Genomic DNA, 13,342 nt, shown 5'->3' on the forward strand with positions numbered 1-13,342 from the left:
CTATGATCCGCACGGAAGAGATGCTTTTGAATGTAGGACCTCAGCATCCGAGTACACATGGTGTGTTCAGGCTCGTAATTAAGATTGACGGGGAAATTATTAAAGAAGCTACACCTGTTATTGGATATTTGCATCGCGGGACGGAAAAGATCGCTGAGAGCTTACAGTATACGCAAATTATCCCTTATACAGATCGAATGGACTATTTATCAGCCATGACGAATAATTACGTCATTTGCCATGCTGTAGAGACGATGATGGGGCTTGAAATTCCAGAGCGTGCCGAATACTTGCGAGTACTTGCGATGGAGCTAGGAAGAATTGCGAGCCATCTCGTTTGGTGGGGGACGAATCTTCTTGATATAGGAGCGGTCAGCCCGTTTTTGTACGCGTTTCGTGAACGAGAGATGATTATAAATTTATTAAATGAATTATGCGGGGCACGGCTTACTTTTAACTATATGAGAGTTGGCGGTGTGAAGTGGGATGCGCCAGATGGTTGGATTGAAAAGGTGGAAGAGTTTGTTCCGTATATGAGGGAGCAATTAGCAGGTTATCATGATCTTGTTAGCGGTAATGAGATTTTCTTAAATCGTGTGAAAGGCGTTGGTATATATAGCGCGGAAGAAGCGATCTCGTATTCTTTAAGCGGAGCAAATCTGCGGTGCACTGGAGTAAACTGGGATCTTCGCAAAGATGAGCCGTATTCGATTTATGATCGTTTTGATTTTGATATTCCTGTTGGAAGCGTGGGAGATGCTTGGGATCGCTACGTTTGCCGAATGCAAGAAATCGAGGAGTCTTTAAAGATTGTTGAGCAAGCGGTTCAGCAGTTCCCGAAAGATGGAGCTGTGCTGGCAAAAGTACCGAAAATTATTAAGGCACCTAAGGGAGAAGCATTTGTACGTATCGAATCGCCGCGAGGAGAGATTGGTTGTTATATCGCAAGTGACGGAAAGAAAGAGCCGTACCGTTTGAAGTTTCGTAGGCCATCTTTTTATAACTTGCAAATTTTACCGAAGTTATTGAAAGGTGAAAACATCGCTAATTTAATTACGATTTTAGGTGGAGTTGATATTGTACTTGGGGAGGTTGATGGCTAATGATTGAGACGCTCTTACAATCACCTTCAAGCTGGACGAATTTCTTCATTTTTTTCGGATTAGCGGTACTTCTACTATTTGCAGTCCTTGGCTTCGTTACATATGGAATCTTGGCAGAACGGAAAGTGATGGGATTTATGCAAGGGCGGATTGGACCAAACCAGGTTGGAGGCCGATTCGGTTTACTGCAAACGGTAGCTGATGTTTTAAAACTATTATTGAAAGAAGATAGTATTCCGAAAGCAGCAGATAAACCGCTGTTTATATTAGCGCCTGTCATTGCATTTGCACCAGCATTTATGGTGCTTGCGGTTATCCCGTTCACTGATAAATTTCAATTTGCAGATATTGGAGTCGGGCTACTTTATTATATTGCTGTTTCCGGTATTACGACGATAGGTGTTGTAACTGGGGGATGGGCATCGAATAATAAATATTCCCTTTTAGGAGGGATGCGTGCGGCGGCGCAAATGATTTCTTATGAGATTCCGCTCGTAATGAGTGTAATTGGTATCGTTTTGCTAGCTGGTAGTCTGAATTTAAATGAGATTGTAGCGGCGCAGGAGAAGGTCTGGTACATTTTCGTACAGCCAATTGGCTTCGTCGTTTTCTTAATCGCAGCAGTTGCAGAGTTAAATAGGACGCCATTCGATTTGCCGGAAGCGGAGTCAGAACTTGTTTCTGGATATCATACGGAATACTCAGGTTTTCGCTGGGCGTTTTTCATGCTTTCAGAGTACGTATATTTCTTCGGGATGGCATCGTTAATTACAGTGCTCTTTTTAGGCGGATGGAATCCAGTCATGTTTCTTGGATTTATCCCAGGTGCCGTATGGTTTGCTTTGAAATTTAGCAGTGTAGTCTTTCTATTAATTTGGTTCCGCGTTACGTTCCCGCGTATAAGAGGTGACCAGTTAATGGAGTTTGGATGGAAAGTATTATTGCCGATTGCACTTGCAAATATTTTCTTAACGGCATTGATTAAGGAGTTATTCTTCTAATCTATGAGGGGGGTGCCAGTAAGAGATGAAAGGACTATTTAAAGGGTTAAAATATACATTAAGTAATTTGAGCAAGAAGAAGGTAACGTATGATTATCCAAATCAACCGTTGCCGTTGCCAGACCGTTTTCGGGGGATTCAAAAATTTTATCCGGAGAAATGTATTGTTTGTAATCAGTGCTCTAACATTTGTCCGACAGACTGTATTCAGTTAACAGGAAAGAAACATCCGGATCCTACGAAAAAAGGAAAAATTATCGACACGTATGATATTAATTTTGAAATTTGTATTCTTTGTGATTTATGTACAGAAGTTTGTCCGACAGAGGCAATTGTCATGACAAATAACTTTGAACTCGCGGAATATTCACGTGATGACTTATTTAAAAATTTGCAGTGGCTTGACGAAAACGACGAAAACGTCAGGAAGGAGAATAAGGCATGAATGGCGAGTTTGTAGCATTCTTTATACTATCCTTGTCTGCAATTATCGGCGGTGTTCTTATGTTGAACTTAACGAAAGTTATGCACATGATGCTAGCTCTCGTTCTGACATTTCTCAGCATTGCAGGTTTGTATTTTCTTTTGTCAGCCGAGTTTATAGGCGTTGCACAAATTTTACTTTACTCTGGTGCAATCACAATTATTATGATTTTCGGCATTATGTTAACGAAACATAACGCGGAAAATGAATCGCGTCTTACTCTTCGAAAATGGATTATCTTCTTTGCAGTTGTAGCATTTGGAGCGGTTATGTATTTCGCTGTTAATAATGTTGATTTTGCAAATGAAAGCACACAAGGAAGTTTACCTCTCCATGAAAACAACACACTTCAAATCGGTACGCTTCTCTATTCAAAATATATTATTCCATTTGAACTAACTTCAGTTATTTTACTTGTAGCACTCGTTGGCGCAATTATACTTGCGAAAAAGGACGAGAAAGAGGAGGATTCCAATGAGTAGCGTTCCAGCTTCTGCATATTTAACACTTGCAATTATTTTGTTTTGCATCGGTCTATTTGGAGCTTTAACAAAGCGGAATACAGTAATCGTATTAGTTTGTATCGAATTAATGCTGAATGCTGCCAATTTAAACTTAGTGGCGTTTAGTAAATTAGGCTTATTTCCGAATTTAACAGGTCAAATTTTCTCACTGTTTACGATGGCTGTAGCGGCAGCGGAAGCGGCGGTAGGACTCGCTATTTTAATTGCTTTATATCGTAATCGTACAACAGTTCAGGTGGATGAAATGGATACGCTTAAAGGATAGCATTGTGACCGAAAAAGGGGGAAGGAAACAATGATCGATTATGCATGGCTCATACCGCTTTTCCCACTCGTTTCGTTTTTGTTACTTATTATATTCGGGAAGAAAATTAGAGAAGGAAGCAGCGTACTTAGTATTTTTTTCGTCTTTCTCTCCTTTATACTTGCGGTACTTGTGTTAATAGAAAGGTTTTCAGAAGCAAGCGTGAAGCATAAGTGGGTGTGGCTTAGAGCTGGAGATGTGGATATATCATTCGGCTTTGAAGTGACTGCATTAGGAGCTTTAATGTTATTTATCGTGACGCTTGTGAGTCTACTTGTACATGTGTATTCGAAAGGTTATATGAAAGGTGATGAACGATTACCGACCTTTTACGCATATTTAGGACTCTTTACATTTGCGATGTTAGGGCTTGTTATATCAACGAATTTATTACAGCTTTATATATTTTGGGAATTAGTCGGCCTTGGCTCATTTTTACTTATCGGTTTTTATTTCTTTAAAGAAGAAGCGAAGGCTGCTGCAAAAAAGGCTTTTATTATGACCCGTATTGGGGATGTTGGTTTATTTATCGGGATGATTTTAATTTTTTGGTACGCAGGTAGTTTTGAATATGACGCAATATTTAGGGCGATTTATACAGGGGATCTACCTCCTTACATGATTACAATAACAGCGATATTAATTTTTATCGGGGCGATGGGGAAATCAGGTCAGTTCCCGCTTCATACGTGGTTGCCAGATGCAATGGAGGGGCCAACACCCGTTTCGGCACTTATTCACGCGGCGACGATGGTCGCAGCTGGCGTATATTTAGTAGCGACGATGTTCCCTCTATTTTCAGCAAGTACAGTGGCGATGCAGACAGTGGCAATCGTTGGAGCTTTCACTGCAATCTTTGCGGCCTCTATCGGTCTTGTGCAAACAGATATAAAGAGGGTGCTTGCTTATTCTACAGTTAGCCAGCTCGGGTATATGATGCTCGCGTTAGGTTCTGCCGGTTATGTAGCTGGTATATTCCATTTAACGACACATGCTTTTTTTAAAGCACTACTATTTTTGGCGGCAGGAAGTGTAATTCATGCTGTGCATACGCAAAACATTAATAAAATGGGCGGTTTACAGAAGAAGATGAAAGTAACTGGTACGCTATTTTTAATAGGTACCCTTGCCATTAGCGGTGTTCCGCTGCTTTCCGGTTTTTTCAGCAAAGATGAAATTTTAGCGGCGACGTGGATGAATGGCAATTACGTTTTATTTACTTTAGCGGTAATTGCGGCGTTTTTAACAGCGTTTTATATGTTCCGCCTTTACTTTCTTGTCTTTACTGGAGAAACGAAGACGAAGGAAGAAGTGCATGAATCGCCTCGCGTTATGACGTATCCAATGATTGTTCTCGGCGTTCTCGCAGTAGTGGCAGGATATATAAATACACCATGGTTTGGGACGTTTCTCGGAGATTGGTTGACGAAAGATGTAGGGTTTAAGGTTGAAGAAACGCATGGACCAGTTTGGATTATGATTGTTGCGACACTCGTTTCATTTGCGGGAATCGCTCTTGCATATTTCATATATAGGAAGAAATCAATTTCTAGGAATTGGGCTGGGGGTACGGAAACATCGCTTTATAATCTTTTGAAAGAAAAATATTATGTGGATGAACTATACAACATGACGGTGATCCCTATTACGAAAGGAATCGCTCATGTGCTTCGCTTATTTGAAGTGTATGTAGTCGAAGGAATTGCAGTTTTAATTGCAAGTGTAGTGAAAGGCACAAGTAACCTTGGATCGAAACTTCAAAACGGGAATGTACAAGTGTACGGTACTGTAACGGCGGTTTCGCTCGCTGTACTCGTCATTATTTTGCTCTATACGGGAGGGGATTTACGATGAATGATTTGTTGTTAACGTTCTTCATTTTTTCCCCGCTTTTAGGAATTTTATTGCTTGTATTAACACCGAAAAAGGAATTGCGTGCAGTGCGAGCGCTTGGCTTATTTGGGACGGCGCTTCCATTTGGAATCGCTATCGTCCTCGCTTGTACATATGCTTCTGGAAAGAATTTGTCACTATTCGATGAAAAGATGAAATGGATTAAGTTCGGCGATTTTACAGCGGTAGATAAAAGGTGGTTTTCTATTTATTACGAGCTCGGTATTGATGGTTTGTCGCTTGTCATGATGGTACTGACGGCTCTTCTAGCAACGCTTGCAGCAATTGCAGCCTTTTCTATTAAAAGAAATTTAAAAGCATTTTATATGCTGTTACTCATGCTAGAAATAGGAATGCTCGGCGTCTTTGCTGCTCAAAACTTAATGTTGTTTTTTATCTTCTTTGAAATTACGTTGCCACCAATGTTCTTATTAATTGGAAAGTGGGGAAAATTGTCGAGTGAAAAGGCTGCGTATAGTTATTTAATATATAACGGTATTGGCTCAGCTATTTTGCTCATTGTTTTCTCAATTTTGTTCGCGAAAACAGGTACAACAAATATTGTGGAGCTGAAAGAGATATTAAGAAGCGTAAACGCAGAGGGAGCACTCGTCATCCCAAGTAGTTTGCAGCTTAGTGTATTTATTGCCATAATGATTGCTTTTGCAATTAAACTACCTGTTTTTCCGTTGCACCGCTGGATGGTCAATGTACACATAGAAGCGCATCCAGCTGTAGTTATGCTTCATGCGGGTGTTTTGCTGAAGATTGGAGCGTACGGTATTATTCGCTTCGGGAAAGGGCTATTCCCGGAATATTTTCACGATGTTGCAACACTAATTGCGATATTAGGCGTAATTAATTTATTATACGGTGCCTTTTTAGCGCTCATCCAAACAGACTTTAGGAAAGTACTGGCTTACTCTAGTATTTCGCATATGGGAATTGTGTTAATGGGACTTGCGTCACTTAATGCACCTGGTACACAAGGAGCGTTATTCCAGGTTGTATCGCACGGTTTAATTGCAGCCTTGCTGTTTTTCTTACTCGGTGTTATAGAACAACGTTTCGGAACATCAGACATTACAGCGCTTGGTGGACTCGCAAAAAGTGTCCCAGTACTTAGCGGCTTCTTCTTAGCAGGAGGAATGGCATCGCTCGGGTTACCAGGGATGTCTGGGTTTGTTAGTGAATTTCTTGCCTTTCTCGGTTTATTTCAAGGAGAGCCCGTCATTGCTGCAGTCGGTGTGATTGGCATCATTTTAACCGCTGTATATGTATTAAGGGCGACACTTCAAGTAACATTTGGAAAGAAAGAGTGGGAAGCAAAATCTGATATACACGGATGGGAGTATGTCCCTGTTTTACTACTTATCTTTTGTATTATTGCAATTGGAGTTATGCCAGAGATACTAGGAGATCCGCTTCAAAATACATTGAAAACATTGGGGGTGAAGTAGGATGGATATGAATACGTTACTTAGCTTATCGTGGCATCTAATGGTGCCAGAATTTATTATTCTCGGCGCCGCCATCCTTCTTTCCATATGTGATTTGTTTTTTAAGCTGAACCATAGATATGTAGCTCTTGGTGCGATTGCTGCCATCGTATTAGCAATCGTGTCATTAATTACTCTATATAGCGAACCGGCAGGAGATATTTTAAATGGATCGTTTGTGTTAGATGGATTTTCAAAAGGGTTTAAAACGTTGCTATTAGGTGCCTCAGCTCTCATTTTATGCACCGCAATGAGCGATGATAAGAAGAATCCAATTGAAGATAAAGGTGAATATTATTACTTATTTTTAATGGCACTTCTTGGCGCGATGTTCATGGCTTCTAGTGTTGATTTTATTACCCTTTTCGTTGGTTTGGAGTTACTTTCACTTTCTTCCTATATCTTAGTAGGAATACGAAAAAAGAGCCGTGCATCAAATGAAGCGGCAATGAAATACGTCATTAGCGGAGGAATTGGAACGGCGATTACGCTCTTCGGAATGAGTTATTTATACGGTATTACAGGTTCAACTAACATTGTAGATATGCAAAAGGTACTCACTGGGGAACTCGCTAGTGGTATTCAGTTATTGTTAGCTCTCGCATTTCTTTTATTGCTAGTTGGTCTCTCATTTAAAATTGCCACAGTGCCGTTTCATATGTGGGCACCTGATGTGTATGAAGGAGCGGCTACACCAGTTACTGCTTTTCTTGGAACGATTTCTAAAATTGCCGGGTTCCTACTCATTATTCGTTTGTTCCTTATGATCTTTGCAAGTGTATTAATACAAGGAGATATGCAATCTTTATATGGGCATATGAGTATATATATTGCGGTGCTAGCAAGTATTACGATGATTGTTGGGAATGTAGTCGCATTAAAACAATACAATATAAAGCGTTTATTTGCTTATTCGGGCATTGCTCATGCAGGATATTTACTCGTTCCACTTGTGGCATTATCACCATTTACGATGGATAGCATGTGGTTTTATATGCTGGCATACATGCTTATGAATATAGGGGCATTTGCTATCATCCACGGCTTAATCTTACAAAATAATGAGGAAAATATAACAATTTTCACAGGTTTATATAAAAGGTCGCCATTTACAGCGATAATGATGACAATTTTTATTTTATCGTTGGCTGGGATACCAGGAACGGCTGGCTTCATTGGAAAGATTAATATCTTTTTAGGCGCACTTCATGTAGAGCCAGCACATTACGTACTAGCTTCGATTATGATGGGTACGACAGTTGTTTCATTCGTATATTATTTCCGTATTTTACAACAAATGTTTTTCCGCACCGGAGAGACAGAAGAGAGAATACGGTTACCGTTAAATATAAAGGTTGTTATGAGTCTTTGTGCAATTTCGATTGTAATACTAGGGATTATGCCGATGATTGGGTACAATTTCTTTTATGAATATTTTCCATTAATGAAAGATTTCTTCTTCTTAGGGAACGTGGTACAATAGTGAAAATAAAAGGTGTGGAGTCAGTACTCTGCGCTTTTTATTTTGTGTTAACTTGTAATGTAGATATACGTTTTTGGAAAGAAAATCACGATGTAAAATGTAAGATGTCTATGTGCATTTGAAAAAGTGTAGCTCCTACTTATTATGGTATCGTTTTTATATTCTTTCATAAGTAGTAGCTGAGTAAAAAGGGGTCGATTTTTTGGCACAACTTTTAGGGCAACAAGCACTGATTGCCATTGTTTCGCATTTATTGTTTATTACCATTACGTGGTGGGCCTTACAAGGCATTCACATTGAGCGTTTAATGAAGTCCGGAAAAGTGCTGCAGACGCGAGTATTACTCATCTTAATTACAATTGCAATTGGGACATCTGTAAGTAACTTTTTCCTTGATTATTTAGGCTATTCGAAGAGTTTAACGTATTTAGTAAAGTAAGTGTATAGAACCTCAAATCTCCGTTAACAATGGGGATAGGAGGGGATGAAATTGAAGTTTAAAGCCATTCTTATTGTTGCACTTAGTGTTGTTTTATTTTTGGTTGGATATAGAGAGATGAAACCGATAAGCGATGAACAGAAAATGGAGAGCATAATCAAGGCTTTAGAGAAAAATGATGCTAAAGTAGAAAAATGGTCATGGTTAGCGAGAGAAACAAAAACAATTTCTAACATACATACGTTTCAAAAGTTGTTAAACGATGTGAAGGAAAAGGCAAATATTCAAAAGTGGGAAGTAGAGCAATCTCCAGATGGATATAAAGCTACATCCTATAAAAAGCTTTCTTCTTATGAAGAACGAGTAGTAGTAACTTGGAGTAAAGAAAATACTAAAGAAAACACTTTCATTATCTTTGAAGTAAGTGGGGCGAAATGGGACCCGAAGTATGTTCAAAACATGAATAAAATTTTTAGTGAAAAACCTATAATTTACACTTGTGTTCAAGGTGTACTGAATGATAAGATTGAAGGTGTTTTGCAAAATAAAACCAATCAGGTTTTGAAAGATCTTTCAGCAAGAGCGATCGAACAAGTAGAAGAAAGAGCATTTGTGTCAGTCTCCGCATACAATAAAAAGTGGGATGACGCTCTTTCAACAAATAGAGAGAAAATAAATGTGCAAATAGCAATACGTTCTACAGACAACAAAGATACAATTGTGGTTGGCACACCGATCATAACTTCTGAGTATTGAGTGAATAGATACTGAAAAAAGGACACGGAGGGGAATAATTTGGAAAAGATCATCGTCCGTGGCGGAAAGCGGTTAAACGGCACAGTGCGTGTTGAGGGCGCAAAAAATGCTGTATTACCTATAATCGCTGCAGCCCTATTAGCGAGTGATGGAAAGAATGTACTATCTGAAGTACCAGTTTTGTCTGATGTATACACAATTAATGAGGTATTACGTCATTTAAATGCTGAAGTCGTATTTGAAAATAATCAAGTAACAATCGATTCTTCTAAAGAACTAAACATTGAAGCACCATTTGAATATGTACGTAAAATGCGTGCATCTGTTCAAGTAATGGGACCATTATTAGCACGTAACGGTCGTGCTCGTATTGCACTTCCTGGTGGATGTGCAATTGGTTCACGTCCAATTGACCAACATTTAAAAGGCTTCGAAGCAATGGGAGCAAAAGTACAGGTTGGTAACGGTTTTGTTGAGGCATATGTTGAGGGAGAACTAAAAGGAGCTAAAATCTACTTAGACTTCCCAAGCGTAGGCGCGACAGAAAACATTATGTCTGCAGCTACATTAGCAAAAGGGACAACAATTCTTGAAAACGCAGCGAAAGAACCAGAAATCGTTGACTTAGCTAACTTCTTAAATGCGATGGGAGCGAAAGTACGCGGAGCTGGAACTGGAACGATTCGTATCGAAGGCGTTGATAAATTATATGGTGCAAACCACTCTATTATTCCTGACCGTATTGAAGCGGGAACATTCATGGTTGCAGCAGCAATTACTGGTGGAGACATCTTAATTGAAAATGCTGTACCTGAACATTTACGCTCAATTACAGCGAAAATGGAAGAAATGGGTGTTAAAATTATTGAGGAAAACGAAGGTGTACGTGTTATCGGCCCAGATAAGTTAAAAGCGGTTGATATTAAAACTATGCCTCACCCAGGTTTCCCAACAGACATGCAATCACAAATGATGGCATTATTACTACAAGCTGATGGAACAAGCATGATTACAGAAACGGTATTCGAAAACCGCTTTATGCACGTTGAAGAATTCCGTCGTATGAATGCTGATATTAAAATTGAAGGTCGTTCTGTTATTATGAACGGTCCAAACAGCTTACAAGGTGCTGAAGTAGCAGCAACTGACTTACGTGCTGCAGCTGCATTAATCTTAGCTGGTTTAGTATCAGAAGGTTATACTCGTGTAACTGAGTTAAAACATCTTGACCGTGGCTATGTAAACTTCCATAAGAAATTAGCTGCATTAGGTGCAACTATTGAACGTGTAAACGAAAAAGTAGAAGAAGTGAAAGAACAAGAAGTTTCTGATCTTCACGCTTAATTGAAATAGTCTCTATGTCTTTTGACATAGGGGCTATTTTTTTGGGTTATTACTGTTATAGTCAATAAATTCTATACTTATGCACGTACCAGTAAAAATATTTAGAAAATTTCTGTTTTATACTCTTCCCCTTAAGTATGTTCTAAAAGAAAGAGTTGTTCCATAAGAATGAATGGAGTAAAGCTTTTATATTGGGGGAAAATAGGATGAAATTTTCAAAGCCACTTTTTATTACAGTAGCGCTCTTAATAGCGCTCGTTATCATTGTACCTGCAGCCCTTGTTATTCCATTTGCGAAAGCAAAAGTAGGGGAAGAAACGGCCTCTAAAACTCCTCCAGCGATAGAAAGCATACCAGCTCCAGGAAAAGTAGATACAGCTGTTCAAGTTGCTGTATATCGCGAAAAACAGAAGAAGGTAGAAACATTACCAGTGGAGGAGTATGTGACAGGTGTAGTAGCTTCTGAGATGAATGCCAGTTTTGAAATAGAGGCACTAAAGGCGCAGGCATTAGCAGCGAGAACATTTGTAGTACAACGGATGCTAAGCGGAGGAAAGAAAAATAATGCGGACGTGACAGATACGGTGAAAGATCAAGTGTACAAAAGCAAAGATGAATTGAAGAAGCAATGGGGTAATAACTACGAAAATAATTTGAAGAAAATCGAAGAAGCCGTTTCGAAAACAGCAGGACAAGTTTTAACGTATGATGGAAAACCAATTTCAGCATCCTTCTTTTCAACGAGTAATGGCCGAACAGAAAATGCAGCTGACTATTGGGGAAATGATTATCCGTACTTGAAAAGTGTAGATAGTCCGTGGGATCAAGCCTCTCCAAAGTTTACGAGCGAGCAAACATTTACAGTAGCTGATTTTCAAAAACGTCTCGGTGTGAAAGTGCTAGCAGACGGAAAGGTTGGCAATATTAAAGACCTTACGGAAGGAAAGCGCGTAAAGGATGTAGCTTTTCAAGGAAAAACATTAACAGGAAAAGAAGTTCGTGAAAAGTTAGATTTACGTTCTTCTGATTTCACATGGAAACAACAAGGGGATAAAATCATCGTTACGACGAAAGGCTTCGGTCACGGCGTTGGTATGAGTCAATACGGGGCGAACGGCATGGCAGCAGAAGGAAAGAAATATACAGATATCGTCGCTCATTACTATAAAGGCGTTGAAATAAAGACGATGAATGATTATGAAGGAAAATTGATGGTGAAGAAATAGGTGTCAGAACTCTGGCGCCTATTTTTTTGTTTGGAATAGAATAATTTTCCATTAATTGTTTGATATAATAGGATAAAAAATATTTGGAGGAGACGAAATGGCGCTACTGGAGTTGAAACAGTTAGAGAAGACGAACCAGTTACCAGAAATTGAGCTAAAGGTTGAAAAAGGACAATGTATTGTTTTGCAATGCAATAATCATACAGCTAAAGTGTTACACCGCATCATTATTGGTGAAGAAGAAGCTTCGACTGGCAATGTACTGTTTGAAGGAGAAGCAATTGGAAAGAAAAATTATTCCCGCATCGGTTTTTGTTTTTTGAAAGATGAGGCATATGGTCGTTTGAAGGTGAAAGAATACTTTAAGTTTTTAATAGGGCTTTATGAATCAAAGATAAGTATAGAAGAAGTTGTGCAGTCTGTTGGTCTCCTAGATAAACTAAACGTTAAAATAGAAAAATTGTCATTTTCAGAGAAACGCCGTCTTCATATTGGACGAATGATGATTCATAATCCGGATTTAGTCATTTTGGAAGAGCCAGAGCAAAATGTAGATATAGAGAGTACGATTATTATTCGAAAAGCGATTATGAAAATGAAAGAGCAAGGAAAGGCGATTTTTATTACGTCATCTTTTCTATCGGATGCCCTTTCGTTAACGGAAGATGTATACATATTAAACAACGATGGTGTGAAAAAGATAGAAATTGAGCAAGAGGAAGTGGAAGAAGTCGGTGAAGAAAAAGTCATTCAAATGATTCCGCAAATGAAGTTAGAAAGAATACCTGCGAAAGTGAACGATAAAATCATTTTACTTGATCCGATGGAAATCCATTTCATTGAAACGCAAAACGGAGTAACGCATATTCACGTTCGTGAAGGCGATTTCGTATGTGCATTAACATTAAGTGAACTAGAAGCGAGATTAACAGGTTTTGGTTTCTTTAGATGTCATCGCTCGTACCTTGTAAATTTACAAAGAGTACGAGAAGTGATTACATGGACTCGTAACAGTTTCAGTTTAATTTTGGATGACGAAAGAAAAAGTTCAATTCCACTTTCAAAAGGACGCATGGATGAATTAAAAGGTGTGATTGGGCTATAAAAAGTGCTCCAATAAGCTCAACATGCGATTCATTCACCGGTAAAAATACTCCTTTTACCGGTATTTTACTGCGTAATCCCTTTGTTTTTCATATGATTGAGTCAAGAAAAGCGAAACAAACGAACGAAAAGCGCTAAAGCGACTTTCATCTATAAAGAAGAAAAACAAAGGAGATGAAGAA

13 protein-coding genes are annotated in these 13,342 nt (G+C 39.0%); all 13 read left to right on the plus strand.

Annotated features, from left to right (window positions below; all coding sequences use genetic code 11):
- Window positions 1-2 precede the first annotated feature (2 nt).
- The 13 genes from nuoD to DN404_RS03370 all read left to right on the plus strand — a co-directional run bounded on the left by nuoD (window position 3) and on the right by DN404_RS03370 (window position 13,161).
- A complete protein-coding gene (gene nuoD / locus DN404_RS03310; RefSeq protein WP_000621434.1) occupies window positions 3-1,103 on the plus strand; it encodes an NADH-quinone oxidoreductase subunit NuoD in 1,101 nt (366 codons plus the stop codon).
- A complete protein-coding gene (gene nuoH / locus DN404_RS03315) occupies window positions 1,103-2,104 on the plus strand; it encodes an NADH-quinone oxidoreductase subunit NuoH (protein WP_000573426.1) in 1,002 nt (333 codons plus the stop codon). The genes nuoD and nuoH overlap by 1 nt, the downstream gene beginning before the upstream one ends.
- 25 nt (window positions 2,105-2,129) lie before the next feature.
- The gene (gene nuoI, locus DN404_RS03320; RefSeq protein WP_000677191.1) at window positions 2,130-2,549 is read left to right on the plus strand and encodes an NADH-quinone oxidoreductase subunit NuoI; all 420 of its coding nucleotides are present in this window, start codon (window positions 2,130-2,132) and stop codon (window positions 2,547-2,549) included.
- Window positions 2,546-3,070, plus strand: a complete 525-nt coding sequence (locus DN404_RS03325; protein ID WP_001012812.1) for an NADH-quinone oxidoreductase subunit J — start codon at window positions 2,546-2,548, stop codon at window positions 3,068-3,070. The genes nuoI and DN404_RS03325 overlap by 4 nt, the downstream gene beginning before the upstream one ends.
- A complete protein-coding gene (nuoK, locus tag DN404_RS03330; protein WP_000100079.1) occupies window positions 3,063-3,377 on the plus strand; it encodes an NADH-quinone oxidoreductase subunit NuoK in 315 nt (104 codons plus the stop codon). The genes DN404_RS03325 and nuoK overlap by 8 nt, the downstream gene beginning before the upstream one ends.
- A gap of 30 nt (window positions 3,378-3,407) precedes the next feature.
- A complete protein-coding gene (gene nuoL, locus DN404_RS03335; RefSeq protein ID WP_000568229.1) occupies window positions 3,408-5,270 on the plus strand; it encodes an NADH-quinone oxidoreductase subunit L in 1,863 nt (620 codons plus the stop codon).
- Window positions 5,267-6,769, plus strand: a complete 1,503-nt coding sequence (locus DN404_RS03340; RefSeq protein WP_149214720.1) for an NADH-quinone oxidoreductase subunit M — start codon at window positions 5,267-5,269, stop codon at window positions 6,767-6,769. The genes nuoL and DN404_RS03340 overlap by 4 nt, the downstream gene beginning before the upstream one ends.
- Window positions 6,770-6,776: 7 nt before the next feature.
- Window positions 6,777-8,291: an NADH-quinone oxidoreductase subunit NuoN gene (nuoN, locus tag DN404_RS03345; RefSeq protein ID WP_002180561.1), complete on the plus strand. Its 1,515-nt coding sequence runs from the start codon at window positions 6,777-6,779 to the stop codon at window positions 8,289-8,291.
- Between the two features lie 202 nt (window positions 8,292-8,493).
- Complete coding sequence (locus tag DN404_RS03350; protein ID WP_000057889.1) at window positions 8,494-8,730, plus strand: DUF1146 family protein; 237 nt, start codon at window positions 8,494-8,496, stop codon at window positions 8,728-8,730.
- A 51-nt stretch (window positions 8,731-8,781) separates the two neighbouring features.
- Entirely contained in the window at window positions 8,782-9,486 is a 705-nt protein-coding gene (locus DN404_RS03355; protein WP_179951852.1) for a YwmB family TATA-box binding protein, read from the plus strand.
- Between the two features lie 39 nt (window positions 9,487-9,525).
- Entirely contained in the window at window positions 9,526-10,830 is a 1,305-nt protein-coding gene (gene murA, locus DN404_RS03360) for a UDP-N-acetylglucosamine 1-carboxyvinyltransferase (protein WP_000411274.1), read from the plus strand.
- 206 nt (window positions 10,831-11,036) lie between these two features.
- Window positions 11,037-12,056 carry a stage II sporulation protein D gene (gene spoIID / locus DN404_RS03365; RefSeq protein ID WP_000672663.1) on the plus strand — a complete coding sequence of 340 codons (1,020 nt, stop codon included), beginning with the start codon at window positions 11,037-11,039 and terminating at the stop codon, window positions 12,054-12,056.
- Window positions 12,057-12,153: 97 nt separating this feature from the next.
- On the plus strand, window positions 12,154-13,161 hold the full coding sequence (locus DN404_RS03370; RefSeq protein ID WP_006926553.1) for a LytTR family transcriptional regulator DNA-binding domain-containing protein: 1,008 nt from the start codon (window positions 12,154-12,156) through the stop codon (window positions 13,159-13,161).
- Window positions 13,162-13,342: the final 181 nt, after the last annotated feature.

The sequence above is a fragment of the Bacillus sp. TE8-1 genome (assembly GCF_008368855.1).
Taxonomy (GTDB): Bacteria; Bacillota; Bacilli; order Bacillales; family Bacillaceae_G; genus Bacillus_A; species Bacillus_A cereus.

Bases quoted from the DNA above. Each gene is read 5' to 3' on its own strand.
- nuoD (WP_000621434.1), top strand. From the start codon at position 3: ATGATCCGCACGGAAGAGATGCTTTTGAATGTAGGACCTCAGCATCCG.
- nuoH (WP_000573426.1), top strand. From the start codon at position 1,103: ATGATTGAGACGCTCTTACAATCACCTTCAAGCTGGACGAATTTCTTC.
- nuoI (WP_000677191.1), top strand. From the start codon at position 2,130: ATGAAAGGACTATTTAAAGGGTTAAAATATACATTAAGTAATTTGAGC.
- DN404_RS03325 (WP_001012812.1), top strand. From the start codon at position 2,546: ATGAATGGCGAGTTTGTAGCATTCTTTATACTATCCTTGTCTGCAATT.
- nuoK (WP_000100079.1), top strand. From the start codon at position 3,063: ATGAGTAGCGTTCCAGCTTCTGCATATTTAACACTTGCAATTATTTTG.
- nuoL (WP_000568229.1), top strand. From the start codon at position 3,408: ATGATCGATTATGCATGGCTCATACCGCTTTTCCCACTCGTTTCGTTT.
- DN404_RS03340 (WP_149214720.1), top strand. From the start codon at position 5,267: ATGAATGATTTGTTGTTAACGTTCTTCATTTTTTCCCCGCTTTTAGGA.
- nuoN (WP_002180561.1), top strand. From the start codon at position 6,777: ATGAATACGTTACTTAGCTTATCGTGGCATCTAATGGTGCCAGAATTT.
- spoIID (WP_000672663.1), top strand. From the start codon at position 11,037: ATGAAATTTTCAAAGCCACTTTTTATTACAGTAGCGCTCTTAATAGCG.
- DN404_RS03370 (WP_006926553.1), top strand. From the start codon at position 12,154: ATGGCGCTACTGGAGTTGAAACAGTTAGAGAAGACGAACCAGTTACCA.